17 protein-coding genes are annotated in these 17,687 nt (G+C 62.6%); 11 read left to right on the forward strand and 6 right to left on the reverse strand.

The window, feature by feature from the left end; translation table 11 throughout:
• The 7 genes from BLT42_RS02585 (at nt 1) to BLT42_RS02615 (ending at nt 6,760) form a co-directional block, all read left to right on the forward strand.
• Nucleotides 1-651 carry a FliH/SctL family protein gene (locus BLT42_RS02585; protein WP_176780218.1) on the forward strand — a complete coding sequence of 217 codons (651 nt, stop codon included), beginning with the start codon at nt 1-3 and terminating at the stop codon, nt 649-651.
• A gap of 11 nt (nt 652-662) precedes the next feature.
• Nucleotides 663-1,022 (forward strand): flagellar motor switch protein FliN, encoded by a 360-nt coding sequence (gene fliN, locus BLT42_RS02590; RefSeq protein ID WP_091766336.1) that lies wholly within the window; start codon nt 663-665, stop codon nt 1,020-1,022.
• A gap of 39 nt (nt 1,023-1,061) precedes the next feature.
• Nucleotides 1,062-2,432 (forward strand): sigma-54-dependent transcriptional regulator FlbD, encoded by a 1,371-nt coding sequence (gene flbD / locus BLT42_RS02595; protein ID WP_091766339.1) that lies wholly within the window; start codon nt 1,062-1,064, stop codon nt 2,430-2,432.
• Between the two features lie 11 nt (nt 2,433-2,443).
• The gene (flhA, locus tag BLT42_RS02600) at nt 2,444-4,570 is read left to right on the forward strand and encodes a flagellar biosynthesis protein FlhA (RefSeq protein ID WP_091766342.1); all 2,127 of its coding nucleotides are present in this window, start codon (nt 2,444-2,446) and stop codon (nt 4,568-4,570) included.
• A gap of 74 nt (nt 4,571-4,644) precedes the next feature.
• Complete coding sequence (locus BLT42_RS02605) at nt 4,645-5,595, forward strand: flagellar biosynthesis protein FlhF (RefSeq protein WP_233342270.1); 951 nt, start codon at nt 4,645-4,647, stop codon at nt 5,593-5,595.
• 2 nt (nt 5,596-5,597) lie between these two features.
• Nucleotides 5,598-6,398, forward strand: coding sequence for an AAA family ATPase (locus tag BLT42_RS02610; protein WP_091766348.1), 801 nt, complete (start codon nt 5,598-5,600; stop codon nt 6,396-6,398).
• A gap of 38 nt (nt 6,399-6,436) precedes the next feature.
• A complete protein-coding gene (locus tag BLT42_RS02615) occupies nt 6,437-6,760 on the forward strand; it encodes a hypothetical protein (protein WP_091766351.1) in 324 nt (107 codons plus the stop codon).
• Between the two features lie 45 nt (nt 6,761-6,805).
• Here BLT42_RS02615 and BLT42_RS02620 read toward each other — a convergent pair whose 3' ends face one another.
• Complete coding sequence (locus BLT42_RS02620) at nt 6,806-7,789, reverse strand: DUF6607 family protein (protein ID WP_091766354.1); 984 nt, start codon at nt 7,787-7,789, stop codon at nt 6,806-6,808.
• A 125-nt stretch (nt 7,790-7,914) separates the two neighbouring features.
• On the opposite strand from BLT42_RS02620, the gene BLT42_RS02625 reads away from it, so the two are divergent.
• Nucleotides 7,915-10,008: a TonB-dependent receptor domain-containing protein gene (locus tag BLT42_RS02625; RefSeq protein ID WP_091766357.1), complete on the forward strand. Its 2,094-nt coding sequence runs from the start codon at nt 7,915-7,917 to the stop codon at nt 10,006-10,008.
• 5 nt (nt 10,009-10,013) lie between these two features.
• On the opposite strand, the gene fliJ is transcribed toward BLT42_RS02625, so the two are convergent.
• The 4 genes from fliJ to BLT42_RS02645 form a co-directional block, all read right to left on the reverse strand.
• Nucleotides 10,014-10,430, reverse strand: a complete 417-nt coding sequence (fliJ, locus tag BLT42_RS02630; protein WP_091766360.1) for a flagellar export protein FliJ — start codon at nt 10,428-10,430, stop codon at nt 10,014-10,016.
• Nucleotides 10,427-11,767, reverse strand: a complete 1,341-nt coding sequence (gene fliI, locus BLT42_RS02635; protein ID WP_091766882.1) for a flagellar protein export ATPase FliI — start codon at nt 11,765-11,767, stop codon at nt 10,427-10,429. The genes fliJ and fliI overlap by 4 nt, the downstream gene beginning before the upstream one ends.
• 53 nt (nt 11,768-11,820) lie before the next feature.
• Nucleotides 11,821-12,222, reverse strand: a complete 402-nt coding sequence (locus BLT42_RS02640) for a LysR substrate-binding domain-containing protein (RefSeq protein ID WP_233342272.1) — start codon at nt 12,220-12,222, stop codon at nt 11,821-11,823.
• A gap of 97 nt (nt 12,223-12,319) precedes the next feature.
• On the reverse strand, nt 12,320-13,129 hold the full coding sequence (locus BLT42_RS02645) for a M90 family metallopeptidase (RefSeq protein ID WP_091766367.1): 810 nt from the start codon (nt 13,127-13,129) through the stop codon (nt 12,320-12,322).
• Nucleotides 13,130-14,016: 887 nt separating this feature from the next.
• Between BLT42_RS02645 and ctrA the strand changes: the two genes are divergently transcribed.
• The 3 genes from ctrA to BLT42_RS02660 all read left to right on the forward strand — a co-directional run bounded on the left by ctrA (nt 14,017) and on the right by BLT42_RS02660 (nt 16,759).
• Nucleotides 14,017-14,712 carry a response regulator transcription factor CtrA gene (gene ctrA / locus BLT42_RS02650; protein WP_091766370.1) on the forward strand — a complete coding sequence of 232 codons (696 nt, stop codon included), beginning with the start codon at nt 14,017-14,019 and terminating at the stop codon, nt 14,710-14,712.
• A 130-nt stretch (nt 14,713-14,842) separates the two neighbouring features.
• Nucleotides 14,843-15,994 (forward strand): hypothetical protein, encoded by a 1,152-nt coding sequence (locus tag BLT42_RS02655; protein WP_143024021.1) that lies wholly within the window; start codon nt 14,843-14,845, stop codon nt 15,992-15,994.
• Nucleotides 15,995-16,135: 141 nt separating this feature from the next.
• On the forward strand, nt 16,136-16,759 hold the full coding sequence (locus BLT42_RS02660; RefSeq protein ID WP_143024022.1) for a hypothetical protein: 624 nt from the start codon (nt 16,136-16,138) through the stop codon (nt 16,757-16,759).
• A gap of 83 nt (nt 16,760-16,842) precedes the next feature.
• Here the strand turns inward: BLT42_RS02660 and BLT42_RS02665 are convergent, their stop codons facing one another.
• Nucleotides 16,843-17,685, reverse strand: a complete 843-nt coding sequence (locus BLT42_RS02665) for a CheR family methyltransferase (RefSeq protein WP_091766379.1) — start codon at nt 17,683-17,685, stop codon at nt 16,843-16,845.
• Between the last annotated feature and the right edge of the window lie 2 nt (nt 17,686-17,687).

Here is a 17,687-nt window from a genome sequence, read left to right on the forward strand (position 1 = left end):
ATGAGCCCGACGAAATTTGATTTCGACACCGAGTTCGATCACGACGGCCAGATCCTGCGTGATGGTGAGAGCTATAAGCGTTTCTTCACCCAGGACGACATCGACTCTGCGCGCATGTGGGGCGTCGAGGAAGGCCGTGAGATGGAAGAAGGCCGCTGCGCGGAGTCCCTGCAGACAATCGGCGCGCAAATGCAGATCATCCTGTCACGCCTGGCCGATGAGTCGGCCGCCCTTCGGGCCGGCGCCACGCAGCTGGCACTCGCCGCAGCCCGCAAGATCGCCGGCGAAGCGCTGAACGCCTATCCGATCGACACGATCGAACAGCTCACAGCGGAAGCCGTGCAGGATTTGCGCGACGAGCCAAGACTTTCAGTGCGCTGCGCGCCGGAACTGGTCGAGGATCTGGCTGAACGGCTGGAGCGCACGGCGCGCGATCTGGGCTTTGAAGGTGCGATCCGGGTGCGCGGCAATGCCGAAATGAGCGGCGCCGATGTTCGCCTCGAATGGGCGACGGGTGCGATCGAACGCTCGGCCGAAGAAATCGACGCCCGGTTGGGCGAAGTCGTGGCGCGTTGGCTCGCTGCCGCATCCCAGGAAGAATCCGCGACAGACGCGGCGGCCGACCCGGCCGTCAACGCGTCTGCGGCATAAGGAGGCTGACCATGCCTGATAATACGAATTTCGACCTGCCAGAGCTCGAGAAGGACGCAACACCCGTCCCGGTCGAAGACCAGCAGCCGCGCGAAGGCATGATCGATGAAGCCGCCAAGAGCGCCGCCGATCTCGCCCCGGTTTTCGATGTTCCGGTGAATATCTCGGCGGTGTTGGGCAAGGCGCAGATCGACGTCAATTCCCTGCTCAAGCTGACCGCCGGATCCGTGGTCGAACTCGACCGCAAGATCGGCGAAGCCATCGACATCTACGTCAATAATCGCCTCGTCGCGCGCGGCGAAGTCGTCGTCGTCGACGACCGGCTTGGCGTCACCATGACTGAAATCATCAAGGACGGGGATGCTGCGTAAGCGGCAGCTTGAGACAATGAACACAATGGAGCGGACATTATGCGAGTCCTGATCGTCGGAAGCCTCGGTGGGCAATTACACACCGCCACCAAAATCGCGATTGATCGCGGCGCCTCCGTGTCGCAGGTCGACACGATCCAGCAAGCCACGTCGCATTTGCGCGCCGGCCGCGGGGCCGACCTCATCATGGTCGATCTCTCGCTCGACGTGCAGGCGTTGATCGCGGCGAATGAGGCCGAGCGCATCATCGTTCCGGTCGTCGTGTGCGGCGTCAATGTCCGTCCAGAGGCAGCTGCGGCCGCGATCCGCGCCGGCGCCAAGGAATTCATTCCCCTGCCACCCGACGCCGAGCTGATCGCTGCCATCCTCGAGGCGATCTCCGATGACGAACGCCCGATGATCGCCCGCGATCCGTCGATGCAGACCGTCATCACCCTGGCCGACCGGATTGCCGGTTCCGATGCCTCGGTGCTGATCACGGGCGAAAGCGGCTCGGGCAAGGAGGTCATGGCACGCCATGTCCATGCCAAGTCCAAGCGTGCCGGTGCCCCCTTCATCTCGGTCAATTGCGCCGCGATTCCGGAAAATCTGCTCGAATCCGAACTGTTCGGCCATGAAAAGGGTGCCTTCACCGGCGCCGTCGCCCGCCGGATCGGTAAATTCGAGGAAGCCGATGGCGGCACGCTGCTGCTCGACGAGATCTCGGAAATGGATACCCGGCTGCAGGCCAAGCTCCTGCGCGCGATCCAGGAACGTGAAATCGACCGGGTTGGCGGCACCAAGCCGGTCAAGGTCAATATCCGCATACTGGCAACCTCGAACCGCGATCTGCGCAAGGCCGTCGCTGACGGTTCGTTCCGCGAGGATTTGCTGTTCCGCCTGAATGTCGTCAATCTGGCGTTGCCGCCCCTGCGCGAACGCCCGGCCGATATTCTCGCCCTGTCCGAACACTTCATCCGCAAATATGCTGCGGCGAACCAGGTTGAGCCGCTGCCGCTTTCCGAAGCGTCCAAGGCTCACCTCGTCGCCCGCGAATGGACGGGCAATGTGCGTGAGCTGGAGAACGCCATGCACCGGGCTGTCCTGCTTGCGACCGGCCGGGAAATCAGCCCCGATGCCATCCGCATGCCGGACGGTTCGGTCTTCTCCGGCTCGGGCAATACCGCCGTGCGCCAGGCCTCCGATGCGGCCAATGCCGCCCAGCGCGTCATGGTCGGCATGACCGTGGCCGAGGTCGAGCAGGATCTGATCCTCGACACGCTGGACCATTGCCTGGGCAATCGCACTCATGCCGCCAATATTCTTGGCATCTCGATCCGCACCCTGCGCAACAAGCTCAAACTCTATACCGAGCAAGGCGTCACGGTTCCCCAGCCCAACCAGCCCGCAATGGGCGCTTCTGTCGCGTGATTGGATAAGTCTTGGTCGATACTTCAGCCTCCGGCTCGTTAGGCCCCAAGAGCGGCGCCTTCGATCCACAGGCCTTCCTGAACCGGATTCTGAAGGGCGATGTCGCCCTGGCCGTCGGCATTCTCGGCATCCTTGTGATGCTGATCCTGCCGATGCCGAGCATGCTGCTCGACCTGGCCCTGGCGATCTCGATCTCGATCGCAGTCCTGGTGCTGATGACGGCGCTGTTTATCAAACGACCGCTTGAATTTTCGGCCTTCCCGGCCGTGCTACTGATCACCACCCTCCTGCGCCTGGGTCTCAACATCGCCTCGACCCGGCTGATCCTCTCGAAGGGGGCCGAGGGCACAGATGCCGCCGGCGAGGTCATCCAGGCCTTTGGCGCCTTCGTGATGCAGGGCAATGTCGTGATCGGCGTGATCGTGTTCGCCATCCTCGTGATCGTGAATTTCGTCGTCATCACCAAGGGTTCGGGCCGGATCGCGGAAGTCGCGGCCCGCTTCACCCTTGATTCCATGCCGGGCAAGCAGATGGCGATCGATGCCGACTTGTCGTCCGGACTGATTACCGAGAATGAAGCGCGCCAGCGCCGCAAGGATCTTGAAGGCGAGAGCAATTTCTTCGGCGCCATGGACGGTGCCTCGAAATTCGTCCGCGGCGATGCCATGGCCGGCCTGATGATCACCGGCATCAATCTGGTCGGCGGAATCATCATCGGCGTGGCCCAGTCGGGCATGCCGTTCGCCGAGGCCGCCGGCACCTATTCCAGCCTGACAATCGGCGATGGCCTGGTGTCCCAGATCCCGGCCCTGATCATCTCGGTCGCTGCGGGCCTCCTGGTCTCCAAGGCCGGCGTCGACGGCCAGGCCGACAAGGCCCTGTTCGGCCAGATGGTCGCCAACCCCGCCGGGCTTGGCCTGGTTTCGGCGGCGACCTTCATCATCGGCGTTCTGCCGGGCATGCCCTTTATCCCCTTCGCCCTGATGGCCGCAGGTACCGGCGCGCTCGCCTGGTTCAACCGCGACATTGTCGAACGCAAGGCGGCAGAGAAGGAGGCCGAGAACGCGGCCGAAGTCGAGGCGCATACGCCGAAGAGCAGCGAAGCGCCAATCGAGGACAGCCTGGCAATGGACGAGCTCAAGATCGAGTTGGGCTATGGCCTGTTGCCGCTGATCAATGATGTCGATGGCCGCAAACTCACCGACCAGATCAAGGCCCTGCGCCGCTCGCTCGCCGAGGAAATGGGTTTCATCACGCCGGCGGTTCGCATTGTCGACAACATGCAATTGGGCAATCTGGAATACGCCATCCGAATCAAGGAGCTCGAAGCGGGCCGTGGCATGCTGCAACTCCAGAAGCTTCTGGTGATGGATCCGGCCGGCCTGCAGATCGAGCTGCCCGGCGAACATGTCAAGGAACCGGCCTTCGGCCTTCCCGCGACCTGGATCGACGAAAACCTGCGCGAGGAAGCCTCCTTCCGCGGCTACACGATTGTCGAACCCGCCGCCGTTCTGGTCACCCATCTGACCGAGTTGCTGCGCGACAACATGTCGGATCTGCTGTCCTATGCCGAAGTCGAGAAGTTGATCGAAAAGCTCTCCAAGGAGCACCGCAAACTGGTCGACGATATCGCCCCGTCGCAAATCAGCCGCGCCGGTATCCAGCGCGTGCTGCAGTCGCTGATTCGCGAACGCGTTTCGATTCGCGACCTGGCGACGATTATCGAGGGCATTGCCGAATCAAGTGGCACCACCAACCGCATCGAGCCGATCGTCGAACATGTCCGCAGCCGGCTGGCGCGCCAGATTTGTCACAGCAACAAGGCGCCCAATGGCAATCTGCCGGTGCTCGCCCTTGCCCCACAATGGGAACAGGCCTTCCTGGAAGCTCTGATCGGCGAAGGCGAGCGCAAACAGCTGGCCCTCGCACCGTCGAAACTTCATGAGTTTGTCGCTGCAGTTAGAAACTCTTTTGAAACCGCATCAGCACAGGGTCATGTACCTGTACTGCTGACGAGCCCCGTGATTCGTCCGTATGTGCGTTCGCTGGTGGAACGTTTCCGCCCGCAAACGGTGGTGATGTCGCAGAACGAGATCCACCCGAGCGCACGTCTGAAAACCTTGGGGCATGTCGGCTGACCGACCAACAATTGACCCGGTAGTGACCCTCGATGCGTTTGAAAACCTTTGCAGCCCAGACTCTGACTCAAGCCATGGCGGACGTCCGCCGGGAGATGGGCGCAGAAGCTGTCATCATCGCCACATCGGACGGACCCAATGGCGGCGTCCAGGTGCGGGCCGCGAGCGAAATGGCCTACCGGCCCGACCCCGTCGAGCCGGTGCTGGAGCGCACCCAGCGCCTTGCGGACGCCGCCGAGATCGCTCGCGGTGACCTCGAGGACGAGCATCTCGACCAGGTCATCCGGGCTCTCGGCTTTCACCGCACGCCCGGCGTCGCAGCCCAGTCCCTGATCAAGGCGGCACAGGATTTTGCCGATGGCCACGCGGTTGGTCGCCTGGCTCACGCGATTGAAGCCCGTTACGCCTTCCAGCCCCTGCCCGCGATTCCTGAACATGCTGTCCTGTTTGCCGGCACGCCTGGCGTTGGCAAGACATCGGCCCTGGCCAAGACCGCAGCGCGATCGATTGCCGCCGGCTCGGTCCCGACCCTGATTTCCTGCGATGGCGAGCGCGCCGGTGCCGATGCGCGCCTGCAAGCCCTGGCGCAAAAGATGGGCGCCAGCTTCATCGCTGTCGACGACCCGCGCGAACTGGCTGATGCGATGCGCGAATTCGATGGACCGGCGCTGATCGACAGCCCGGCCGTCAACCCGTTCGAGCTCGACGATCTGGACATGACGCTCGCCTTTGCCGATTCCAGCGAGGCCGAGATCGTCTATGTTTTCGATGCCGGCCTGACGCCGGAAGATGCCGAGGATGCGGCCTCGCTCTTCGCGTCGATCGGCGCAAGCCGCTGTATTCCGGTCAAGCTGGACTGCGCGCGCCGGCTGGGCGCTGTGCTGGGCGTTGGCGAGACCGGCCTGGCCTTCGCACAGATATCATCGACACCCTTTATCGGCGGCGGGCTGGCCCCGGCAACGCCCTTGCGGCTGGCTCGCGCCCTGATCGAAACCCGCGCTCACCCTTATGAGGAATCCGATTGATCATGAAACTTGCCTCGGCTCCCCATCATCGCGCCGCCGGGCGTGTTCTCGCAATCGCGTCCGGCAAGGGCGGCGTCGGCAAGACCACGCTCGCCGTCGGTATGGCACGCGCCCTCTCCCTGATGGATGAGCGCGTCCTGCTGATGGATGGCGATCTTGGCATGGCCAATATCGACGTTCAGCTCGGGCTGCAGCCACGCGCCGATATCGTCAATGTTCTCAGCGGCAAGACCTCACTTGAGGACGCCGTCTGCCCGGCCATTGGCGGGGCAGCCGAGCGCGGCGGGTTTGATGTCATCTCCGGCCGTTCCGGCTCAGGTGCCCTGGCCAATCTGTCCGGACCCGGCCTGACCAAGCTGGCCACCGGTGTCGCCGCGCTGGCCCTGTCTTATGACCGGGCCATTCTGGACCTGGCCGCCGGCGCCGACCGCGCCACCGTTCGCCTGGCCCTGACTGCCGATGATGTCATCATCGTGATCAATGACGAGCCGACCTCGCTGACCGACGCCTATGCCTTTGTGAAGACGTTGCGTTTGCATGATGAAGGCGCATCGCCGCTGGTCGTGGTCAATAATGCACCGAATGCCAATGCCGCGCGCGACGCTTTCGGCGCGTTTCGCAAGACCTGCGAATCCTTTCTCAGCTTCACGCCGACCCTGGCGGGCATTGTCCGGCGCGACGCCACTGTGCCCGCTGCGATCCGGACCCAGACCTGTGTCTCCGTGCGGGCGCCCGATTGCGATGCGGCCAAGGATTACCACGCGCTAGCGGGAATACTCGCGCGGGGTCGCGAAGCCGCGTAGACTGGCGCGGCTGGCAATCAGGGGGGAACTGAAACGCCATGTATGATTCATTTTTCGACCGGCTGAGCCATGGTTTTAGCGGCTATGACTGGTGGCTGATTATCGTGCTGTCACTGGTGGCGGCGCTGATCATGCGCAAATGGCCGCAATGGCCGGCAGCTGCGGGCGTCATGTTCGTCGTTGATGCCGTCGCACCGTTTTTCTATCGCTGGGCAGTCGGGGTTCCACCGAACTTCGCCTTTGACTTCGCCTTTTCGCGGCTCGATGAGCGCGGCGGCGTGGTGGTCCTGTTGCGGCTGGCGATCTATTTCGTCCTGATCGGCGCCATCTTCTTTTCCAAACGCCGGATCGGCGAGCGCTGACCTGCTGCAAGGCTTGCGCTCGCTGACCGCAGCGTTGCCATACAGCTAGTCCAGCACAGTGATCTGGCTGTCGAGATAGGTCTGGGCGTCAGCCCAGGCCGCATCGACATCATCCATTCCGAACAGGACGCGCTGGCCGGCATCAAGAACCGGCCCGTACAAGAGTGTGCCTTCGGCATCGTCCTCGATGTGAAAGCGACGTGCGGAACGCTCCAGCTCGAGGAAGCGATCACGCACATGGACCCAGTAATCTTCGGTCGCATCCCAATAGGCGTGCGCCGCGGCCGCGCCCTCCAGCTCGGTGCGGCGATAGGTATTCACACCGATCTCACGGACCAGTTCCTCGGTCACACCCTCCCGGACGACGAGTTTTGAATTGTCCTGCTCATGGGTCCAGCCCCAGGGCGTGACGGTATGGCGATTGACGGCAGCGATGACATCATAATCCTCGCGGGTTGTGTCGTCCCGGCGCGGCAGGGGCCGCCAGGAAACCGGGGGTTCCCAGGTGGAGGCTTCGGACGTGTGGACCCACTGCCCGACAGCCGCATATCTTGGACTGTCATCGACCTGATAGACGGTCTGTGACCAGGCACCGCTGCGATCAGCGGCGGCGACATCATCCATGCGCCAGTCATCATGGCCCTCAAAGGCGAGCACCCGCGCCGGCTCATAACGCCAGTCCTGGCGCCAATGCTTGACGATGAAGGGCTCCGGGCCATCACCGGCGAGCAGGAGATGCTGCAACATGATGAAATCGCCGCTGTCCTCGATGACGATTACAAGCTCGCGGGCGGGCGTCAGCTTGGGCTCTGCCAGCTGATAGCCGGGCGCGATCGCCACAGTCTCGCGGAAGTCGAAGGTCACGGCATATTCGCCCTGCATGGCGAGGATGGCCTGCCGGTCGCGTTCAAACGCGGCCACATCAGCCACCTCGCTCGCCGGCGCCGTGTAGGCCGCCGCAGGGTGATGGGTCGTGGACGCGCAGCCCGTCAAGGCAAGTGCGGCGGCGGCAAGGATCAAGGTTTTCATGGGCGTCTCATCATGTCTGGAGGAAATAGCGTCCCGAATGTTATTGCGAATGATTCTGACTTGCAATACCGAAACTGTCGCGGCACAAGAGACTCAGTTGCAAATCGTTCGCAGAAAGGCGCGTCATGAAATCCGCATTCCTCCTCGGTGCTGCCAGCATCGCCCTCGCCAGCCCCGCACTCGGACAAACGGTGGCCGGAGTGGCCAGTGCCGACGTCGAAGTGATCGTCGTTGAGGCGACACACACCAAGCTGAACGCCTTTGAATATCCGGGCATGACTTCGACGATCTCGGCTGAAACCCTGGATCTGAACCGGCCAGCTGATCTGGACGATTTGCTGCGCCAACTGCCCGGCATGGAGATCGCCGGCGGGCCACGGCGCACCGGGCAAAGCCCCTCGCTACGGGGTCAGGGCCGCGAGAACACGACCCTCCTGCTCGACGGCGCCCGGCAGAATTTCGGATCGGCCCATGATGGTGCCCTCTTCGTCGATCCATCCCTTCTGGTTGGCGTCGAAAGCGTGCGCGGCTCGGCCTCGGCGCTTTACGGCTCGGGCGCTTCAGGCGGCGTGATCTCCCTGAGCACGGCCAATGCCCGTGACCTTCTGGCCGATGATGAAAGCTGGGGCTTCAACCTCGGAGCCGGCACACGAACCGTCGATGAGGAAGTGCGCGGCTCGGCGAGTTTCTATACCCAATCCGACCGGTTCGACCTGCTCGCCTCAGTCTCACGCCGCCAGTCCGGCGATATCGCACTGGGATCCGGCGATGATCTGCCGGCCGATGACGCTGCGACCTCCGGCCTGGTCAAGTTCGGCATGGAAGCTGCCGACGGTGTCCGCCTTGAAATGAGTTGGCAGGGTTTCGACAGCAATGTCATCGAGCCCAACAATGCCCAGGGCATGGCCGGGGTGGATTCGCTCAATGCATTGGTCGAGAAGACTGTCTCCAGCGACAATCTGGCCTTCAATCTGAACGCCTCGCCGGCCGGACTGAGCTGGATGGACCTCGACCTGACCGTCTATCGCAATACCACCGGTGTTGATGAAGCCGAGCTCGTCTCGGGACGTTTTTTGCAACGCGACCTGGAAACCACGGGGATCCGCGCCGATCAGCGCTTTGCCTTCCAGCTCGGTCAGTTTGATGCCGGCCTGACGATCGGCGGCGAATATTACGAGGATACCCAGGACGGGTTCGACAGTGCCGAACCCGGCGGCATTCGCGGCGGTGCCCCGGACGCATCAAGCCAGTTCACAGCGGGCTATACCCAGCTGGAACTGGACGGCCCGGCCCCGTTCGGCCTCCCCGGCCGGATTATCCTGCTGCCCGGCATCCGCTATGATTCCTTCGAGACCAGCTCCAGCCTCGCGGCCGACACATCCTCCAATGCGACCTCCAGCCGGTTTGCCGCAACCTATGCCCCGTCGGAGACTTTCAATGTCTTCGCCAGCTGGGGCGAAGGCTTCCGGGCGCCATCCATCAATGAGCTCTACCTGGACGGCACGCATTTCTCGCTACCCCACATCATCCTGGGCGCGCCGGTCTTCATCTCCAACCGTTTCATTGCCAATCCCGACCTTCTGCCCGAGCAGACCGAAACGATTGAAGCCGGTTTCAGCCTCGACCTCGCCGACCGTTTCGCGGGCGTCGATCGGCTGGAAATACGCGCGGCCTGGTTTGAAACCAAGGCCACGGACCTGATCGATCTGAGTGTGGATTTTGCCTTCGACGCGACCTGTTTCGCACCGCCCTTCTTCCTGCCCTGTTCGGCAGGCACGACTCAGAGCAGCAATGTCAGCTCGGCGGAATTGTCGGGCTTTGAAGCCGAGCTCAAATTCCAGAGCGGTGCCTTCGCGCTCGATGCCAGCCTCTCGGACGTAGATGGCGAGGACACCGCCAGCGGCGAACCGATCGGCGCATCAACCCCGACCCGGCTGTATCTCGACGGGCGCTGGACGCTCGAGCCACAGCGCCTGACCCTCGGCGCGCGGGCCGAACTGGCTGGCGATTTCGATGAAGCGAGTGATCCGGCCGGCTTCCGCGACGGCTATAGCGTGCTCGACCTCTATACCCGCTGGCAGCCCTTCGCCGGGCGCGGACTGTCACTCAATGCCGGCGTCGAGAATCTATTCGACACCGATTATGAGCGCGTCTTCGCTGGCGTCAGCGAGCCGGGCCGTTCGCTGCGGCTCGATGTCACCTGGTCACAGAATTTCTGAACCGATCAGTTTGGCCGGCGGTGACGGATCTGGGCAATTTCGTCCAGTTCGTCCTGCTCGGCAGCGCGCAGGGCGCGTTCGATATGAGCCAGGCGGCGTTCTTCCAGAACTTCAAACTTCTTGAGTTCCTGGAAGGCGTCGCCGAGCCGGTCACGCAGCGCGTCCGCTTGGACCTCGACCTCATCAAGCGATGAGCGGATATTCTCTTTTCGCTTGATGACAGCCTGGGCGTAGGACCCATAGGCCAGATAGCCATCACGCGATTGCGTGGCGACCGCCTGCTCCTCCGGTACCGAAGCCTCGAGCCGCTCGATCTGGCTGATCAGCGCGCCCTTGGAACGATCCAGTTCGGCCATCTGCTTCTGCAATTCCTCGACTTTGAACCGGGCCAGCCGGATCAAGGGTTCGTGTGAGCGTGTCATGAGGGTATTCCTTCACCATCCAAAATCCCGGCCAGGGTCGCGAATGTCGACGGAATATCCGCCGCTTCGTCTTTTCCCTGGCCCAGGAATGCTTCCAACGGATCGTTGAGAGCAATTGCCCGGTCTAGCGCCGGGTTCGATCCGTGGGAGTAGGCCCCCAGGCGGATCAATTCTTCCATATCGGCATAGGCCGACAACATTTTGCGCGCCTCGGCGACCAAGGGCCGCTCGGCAGGTGCGAAGACTTCAGGTGCCGTCCGGCTGACCGATTTGAGAACATCGATCGCCGGGAAGCGGCCGCGTTCGGCAATCGCCCGGCTCATCACCACATGGCCATCGAGGATACCGCGCACGGCATCGGCGATCGGCTCATTATGATCATCACCATCGACCAGCACGGTGAACAGGCCGGAGATCGTGCCGGTCTTGCGCCCGTCGCGGCGCTCAACACCTGGGCCGGCGCGCTCGAGCAGGCGCGGCAATTCGGCGAAGACGGAAGGCGTATAGCCCCGTGTCGTCGGCGGTTCGCCGGCAGCCAGACCGATCTCACGCTGGGCGAGAGCAAAACGCGTCACACTATCCATCAGGCACAACACGTCCTTGCGCTGGTCGCGGAAATATTCCGCAACGGTCAGGGTCAGGTGCGCGGCCTGGCGGCGGGCCAGCGCCGGTGCGTCGGAGGTTTCAGTGATCACGACCGAGCGTGCGCGGCCTTCCGGCCCGAGCACATCGTCGACAAATTCGCGTGCCTCACGGCCCCGTTCGCCAATCAGGCCAATGACAATCACATCGGCATCGCAGGCGCGTGCCAGCATCGACATCAAGACCGATTTGCCCACGCCGGAACCGGCGAAGATACCGAGCCGCTGACCGCGGCGCATGGGTGCAAAGGCGTTAAGGACGCGCACGCCCATATCCATCCGTTCGCCAAGCCGGGCACGGCCATGCGCCATCGGTGGATCGCCCTTGAGCGGGTAGGCATGAGGGCCTTCGCTGAGCGCCGGCCCGCCGTCGAGCGGGCGGGCGAAACCGTCCACGACCCGGCCCAGCCAGCTCAGGCAAGGACGAACCCGCGCCGAATCCGGTTGCAGGACGACCTTGGCGCCAGGGCGGATGCCCTCAAGCGGCCCGAAGGGCATCATCAGGGCCGTCTGGCCCCGAAAGCCAACGATCTCGCATTCCGCTGTACCCCGGCCGGTGACGATGGTTGCATGTGCCCCCAGGCTGAGACCGGAAACGGGACCCTCGGCTTCCACCAACAGACCATTGAGCGCCGTGACGCGTCCTTCCAGGACACGCGCATCAAGCCCGTCAATTCGATCCGTCAGGGTCTGCATCATCGAAACGTCTTGCCTTTCAGGCGGGGCATATTTGCCGATTCGAACTCACTCTACGCCAACGCGGTTGCTTTCACGTAAACGCGGCAGTGCAAATGCGAGGCATGCTGTGTGGCGCGGTCAGGCAGGGCCGCGATGATTGGAGGACGTGCATCTTCCCCCCACCCCACGCCACCCCCGCGGATCACAAAAAAATCAATCAAACGCCGGGCGAGGCTTTTTTGGGGGCCTATGTCGGGCCAGACAGCGTAGATGCCGAGCGGGGGCAGAGTCCATTGCGGCAGAACGCGGACGAACTCGCCACCAGCGAGTTCAGCTTCGACCTCGCCGAGCGGCAGGTGTTGCACGCCGAGGCCAGCGAGGATGACGGATTTGGCGGCGGCGATGGTGTCAACTTCGATCCGCAAGTTTTCCGGCTCCAAACTCCTCGAACCGCCCTTGTGCTCCGGAATCACCGGCCACACCCCTCTGCACCCTCAAACGGGGTGCATGCCCGGGGACCACTGGGACAGACACGACTATCTCATCCGCCGAGGTCTGACGGCACTAATTTCAGCCCCAGTTTGAGGGATCAAGCTGGAACAGGCTTGCCAATTGCTGATAGACGCCGGCCTCCTCGCGCTGCAGCTCAGCTGGCCGTTCGAAGAAGGTCTCAACCGCTACCGCGAAGAATTCTTCCGGCCTGGTGGCGCCATACGGGTCAAAAACGGACCAGTGGCCGGCTTCGACCTTTCGGCAGTGGGTCTTGAACGCCGTGACGAAGACGCGCTCCCATTCGGCGAAGTCCTGGCCCTTGCCCAGGACGGGAATTCCGTCGGTGTGACCGGACAGGTCGTCGAGCTGGTGGGCGAATTCATGAAAGACGACATTGTGGCCATCCGTCTCGTCCAGCGCGCCCTGCCGGGCGTCAGCCCAGGAAAGGATCACCGGGCCGCGGGCCCAGCTTTCGCCCGTGCGCACGGTTTCGCGTTCCGTCACGACATAACCATTATGCTCCGCCCTTCGCGATTTGAAAGCGCCCGGATAGATGAGAACGGTGCGGAGGTTGACGTACCAGTTCGAGGTGTTGACGACGAGAAGGCAGGCCTGCGCCGCGATGGACAGTCTCATCTCCTCGGTCACGTCCAGCCCGTTGCACCCGATAAATTCGATCTGGTGCAGAAACAGGGCGATCTTGCCTTCAAGGGCCCGCCGCAAGCTCGCCGGGAGCTTTCGAATGAGCGGCACCGAAGCTTTGACGATGGCGCGTTGGTGAGCCGAGAGCTCGGACACCAGCAGCTTCTTGCGCAGGCGCCGCTTCGACCAGTGATGAGCACCAAGGGCAACGGCGCCGAGGAGCAAGAGTGAGAGAAGGATCGACATGGAGCCTTGCAATGCGGGTTGGTCGGGGCGGGAAAGTGGAGTGCTCGAACTACATGGTGGCATGCCCCGGCTTCCGCAAGCCAAGCATCGATAAGATCGATAGAATTCCCAATCCAGCCTGGCCGCAGGCGGAGATCGGTTTCAGCGCGGCGCCGCGCGGTGCCTGCCCGTCTCACAGGTCATCGAAGAGGGATGTGTATCTCTGATGCGCATCCCCGGGGCAAAGGGGGTGTCTTCTGTGGGGGCAGGCACCGGAGGCACCGGTCCTTCGCAGCTGCGAAGAAATGCGCAACCAGGCGAGCGGGCCGAATTTCGGTATTGGCCTGGCTTGCGGCCACACCCATGCCCGGTCCTTCCTCTTGCCCCTTCCTCCTGGCCCTTCCTCCTGGTGTGTCCGTTTGGTGTGCCCGTCGCGCGCCGCTGGGTGACAATTGCGCGTCTTCGGCCGTTTGCCCTGTCGATCCTGGTACCGGAGACAAGCCAGCTCCACTGGCTGGCGGACTCGAAACCGGGTTTCGCACCAGAGGGCAGTAAAAATCGTCTGTGGATAAGAATTTGGACCGGATTTCCCCTCTGCTGCGGGAATATTCTTAAGCCTGGCAGGGAAATCCGTCACGCAGCAGCGCATACTTTATGCGTGACAATAATCGCAGTAGTTCAATTTTTTCAGACTCATGGCCGCGTAGCGCCCGCGCTAACCCCCTATTCGTTAACGCTAATTGCGAATCAAGCTCAGCCCTGGGAGAATCGCCGAGCGGACGATTCTTGTACCCGGTCAAGCGGCAGTTAACTTTCGTTAAGGGTTTCCTCGTAGCGTCAGAATAAGGTTAATCAGACTACACACCGAACGGGATTGATTCGTTCGGGTACCAGACCGGAGGCGAACCATGCGGGTTCTTCTAATTGAGGACGACCGGGCGACCGCGCAGTCCATCGAATTGATGCTGAAGTCAGACGGCTTCAATATCTACACGACGGATCTTGGCGAGGAAGGGGTCGATCTCGGCAAGCTGTATGATTACGACATCATCCTGCTTGATCTGAATCTGCCGGACATGACGGGCTTTGATGTCCTCAAAACCCTTCGCGTCTCCAAGATCGATACACCGATCCTGATCCTGACCGGCAATGCCGACATCGACAACAAGGTCCGCGGCCTTGGATGCGGTGCCGATGACTATATGACGAAGCCTTTCCACAAGGATGAGATGATTGCGCGTATCCACGCCATCGTCCGCCGGTCGAAAGGGCATTCGCAATCGATCATCAAGACCGGTTCGATCGCCGTCAATCTCGACGCCAAGACCGTTGAAGTGGACAGCCAGCGCGTCCATCTGACCGGCAAGGAATACCAGATGCTCGAGCTGCTCTCGCTGCGCAAGGGCACGACGCTGACCAAGGAGATGTTCCTCAATCATCTCTATGGCGGCATGGACGAGCCTGAATTGAAGATCATCGACGTGTTCATCTGCAAACTTCGCAAGAAGCTGGCAGCCGCCACACAAGGCGAGCATCACATCGAGACCGTCTGGGGCCGTGGCTATGTGCTGCGTGATCCGATGGAAGAAAAAGTCGCCGTCTGATCTCACGGCCGATGCAGGATTGAAGAGCCCGGTCCCCGCGACCGGGCTTTTTCTTGTCTGCCTCCCCTGTTCAGGGGCTTTTCGCCGCTTGGCGCCCCGCTAGTCTGGCTGACCAACAGCGAGGCGCCCGATGAAACACCACCGATTGAGCCTGACCGCACTGGCAGTCGCAATTCTGACAGCCGGGCACGCCCTGGCACTCCAGAAAGCCTCCGGCGAGCCGGCATCGCCGCGCCCGCACATTGCGGAAATGGAGCGCTTCACAGCATCCGAGCTGATGGCAGAGCTCACCCGGCTTGCGGCTACAACGGACGGGCGCGTGGCATTCCGTGACCGCGACGGGCTGCTCGAGCGTATTCAAGGGAGGCTTGACCGGCTGACCACCCTCGCAGATGCGCAGGGCGGCCGGTGGGGGACGGGCTTCGACATATTTCTCTCGACCAATGACCCCGCCCCCCGTCCCTGCGACGATCATACCCCGGTCATGGTCATTTCCCGCCAGGGCACCGAATTGACGGGGACAGCTTGCCGCCTCCATACGATTCAGGACGGGGTCCCGATCGTGACCCTTGATCAGCTGCTGGACGCGCCTTTCGAGGGTCAGACCATCCATATTCACGTCGTCACCAACATGGCCGCCGAACGGGACAGCCTGCTCGCGTCAGGCAATGAAGTCCTGTCAGCGATGGCCACCGATATTTTGCGCGCCCTCGTCCTGGCGAATCCTCGCAGCAGCGGGGAAGACTGGTTGCTGTGGCGGGATGCCCTGCAGACCCTGACGGATCGCGCCGACGGCTTCATCCACTTCAACGCACCGGACACACTGGCCCAGGCGTTCGCGGCTGCGGTGACCGGCATTCTGGAGGCGACAGACGTGGAGGAGACCGACTGGGGCTTCACCTTCGGGGTCGATGGCGCGCAATCCTTCTCGGATGGCGGCCTGTTTGACACCGACAGGCTTGCCACTGCGAGCCGCCCGGAAACCGCCGCATGGTGCCTGCCCGACGTGAGTTTCATGGCAACCGGCCCGACCGGGATTGATCACACCTGGCATCAATGCGCCGGTACCCCGCCGGACGAGAATCCCGACACCCTCATCGTCCGTAAAATCTGGACCGAGGAGCGCTCAAGCCGTGTCTATCGCTGGCTCGAACTCACCCTGTTCGGCTCAACCGAGACGCCGGACGAACTCCCGTCGGTGGACAGGTTGACCCGCGAGTTACTGGCACTGATGGCGAACGACGTCATCATCGCGCCCCGCGCGCCGGCCGGCAGTGGTTAATAGGCGCACGGCGCCGCGCCATGCTGCACCCGAGAGAGCCCCGCCACCGACACCCGGGAGCTTCTTGTTTCCTCCCCTGTTCAGGGGCTTTTCGGCGGCTGCAGGGACCCTATGATCGCTCCAGAAACACGGAGAGACCGTATGAAACATCCCCGAATGATGCTCGCAGCACTCGCGTCGGCGATCCTGACGGCCGGACAGGCCGTGGCAGCCCAGGACGTGGCCTCGCCATCCCCGGACAGCGCGGTGGACTGGCCCGGCGTGCTTCAGGACCTCAGCGACCCCGAAGCCGGTCTGATCCGCATCGAGGCGCCGGACGCGCTGGCCCGCGAGCTGGAGACCCTGCACACAGACACGCTGGCAGTGGTGGACAATTTGCGCTGGGGAATCAGCATCGGCATTGATGGCGCCCAGGCCCTTTCGCGCAATGGTGCGTATGATTTCGACCGGATCGATGAGATCGCCCGCCCGGCAACGCCGGAGTGGTGCAGCCGCGATGCGCCCTATGTCGCGATTGATGCGGCCGGGGTCCGGCGGATCTGGCAACAATGCACCGGCGCGCCTGCCGGGGAGGATCCAGACACCATATCGGTGCGAAGATTCTGGATAGAGGACACCGTGGCCGGCGATTATCGCTGGCTGGAATTCGTCGCCGTCAGCGCCACCGATAGCGGGAACGAGCTGGCCACACTCGACGCTTTCTCCCGCGAAGCACTCGGCGCCATTGCCCGCAGCATCATTATCTTCCCGGCGCCCGCCGAGTAGGCAGGCCCCGGCCGCCATGAAAAACCCCGGACCAATCTGGTTCCGGGGTTCTTCATTATGATTGGCAGGCATAAACGCCGGTATCAGGCTGCGGCGGTCTTGAGCGCCGCATTGCCGACCTGGGTGTAAAGGCCACGACGGCCCTCCACCGGTACATAATCGCTCGACAGGCCGACCACCGTCTCGGCGGCACCCATCACAAGATAGCCATCCGAGGCGGTTTGCTGCGACAGGCGCGACAGGACTTTCTTCTTCGATTCCGCATCGAAATAGATCAGCACATTGCGGCAGAAGATGACGTCAAACTTGCCCATCGAGGCGAAATTCTCGAGCAGGTTCTGTTTTTGAAAGTTCACCATCTGGCGGATATTCGGCTTGATGCGCCATTGATCACCGGTCTGGTCGAAATGCGTCACCAGGCGCTGGATCGCGAGGCCACGCTGGACTTCAAACTGGCTGTAGAGACCGGCCTTGGCCTTTTCCAGCACCCGCGGTGCCATATCCGTTGCCACGATCTCGACGCGAAGGCCGCCGAGGCGGGCGCGCTCTTCTTCCAGCAACATGGCCAGCGAATAGGGTTCCTGGCCCGATGAACAGGCCGCACACCAGATCCGCAGCACGCCGGCATTGCCCCGGGCACGCGACAGGACGGGAAGGATGTCCTGCTTGAACAGGTCGAAGGGGGTGTTGTCGCGAAAGAAGAAGGTCTCGTGTGTCGCCAGCGCTTCAGTGATGGCCCAGAGGAGGCGATCGCTGCCTTCGCGCCGCGCCGCTGAAATCAGGGCTTCGATCGAGGCATAGCCTTCGGCACGCGCCAGCGGTGCGAGGCGGCTTTCCAGCAGATAGCCCTTGTCGGCCGACAGCACGAGGCCCGAGCGCTTGTACGCTTCGGCCGCCACGTAGAGAATTTCCTGTTTTTCCAGCATAG

The organism is Maricaulis salignorans (assembly GCF_900103475.1).
In the GTDB taxonomy this organism is placed as follows: Bacteria; Pseudomonadota; Alphaproteobacteria; order Caulobacterales; family Maricaulaceae; genus Maricaulis; species Maricaulis salignorans.

Bases quoted from the DNA above. Each gene is read 5' to 3' on its own strand.
- BLT42_RS02585 (WP_176780218.1), top strand. From the start codon at position 1: ATGAGCCCGACGAAATTTGATTTCGACACCGAGTTCGATCACGACGGC.
- fliN (WP_091766336.1), top strand. From the start codon at position 663: ATGCCTGATAATACGAATTTCGACCTGCCAGAGCTCGAGAAGGACGCA.
- flbD (WP_091766339.1), top strand. From the start codon at position 1,062: ATGCGAGTCCTGATCGTCGGAAGCCTCGGTGGGCAATTACACACCGCC.
- BLT42_RS02605 (WP_233342270.1), top strand. From the start codon at position 4,645: ATGGCGGACGTCCGCCGGGAGATGGGCGCAGAAGCTGTCATCATCGCC.
- BLT42_RS02610 (WP_091766348.1), top strand. From the start codon at position 5,598: ATGAAACTTGCCTCGGCTCCCCATCATCGCGCCGCCGGGCGTGTTCTC.
- BLT42_RS02615 (WP_091766351.1), top strand. From the start codon at position 6,437: ATGTATGATTCATTTTTCGACCGGCTGAGCCATGGTTTTAGCGGCTAT.
- BLT42_RS02620 (WP_091766354.1), bottom strand. From the start codon at position 7,789: ATGAAAACCTTGATCCTTGCCGCCGCCGCACTTGCCTTGACGGGCTGC.
- BLT42_RS02625 (WP_091766357.1), top strand. From the start codon at position 7,915: ATGAAATCCGCATTCCTCCTCGGTGCTGCCAGCATCGCCCTCGCCAGC.
- fliJ (WP_091766360.1), bottom strand. From the start codon at position 10,430: ATGACACGCTCACACGAACCCTTGATCCGGCTGGCCCGGTTCAAAGTC.
- fliI (WP_091766882.1), bottom strand. From the start codon at position 11,767: ATGCAGACCCTGACGGATCGAATTGACGGGCTTGATGCGCGTGTCCTG.
- BLT42_RS02645 (WP_091766367.1), bottom strand. From the start codon at position 13,129: ATGTCGATCCTTCTCTCACTCTTGCTCCTCGGCGCCGTTGCCCTTGGT.
- ctrA (WP_091766370.1), top strand. From the start codon at position 14,017: ATGCGGGTTCTTCTAATTGAGGACGACCGGGCGACCGCGCAGTCCATC.
- BLT42_RS02655 (WP_143024021.1), top strand. From the start codon at position 14,843: ATGAAACACCACCGATTGAGCCTGACCGCACTGGCAGTCGCAATTCTG.
- BLT42_RS02660 (WP_143024022.1), top strand. From the start codon at position 16,136: ATGAAACATCCCCGAATGATGCTCGCAGCACTCGCGTCGGCGATCCTG.
- BLT42_RS02665 (WP_091766379.1), bottom strand. From the start codon at position 17,685: ATGCTGGAAAAACAGGAAATTCTCTACGTGGCGGCCGAAGCGTACAAG.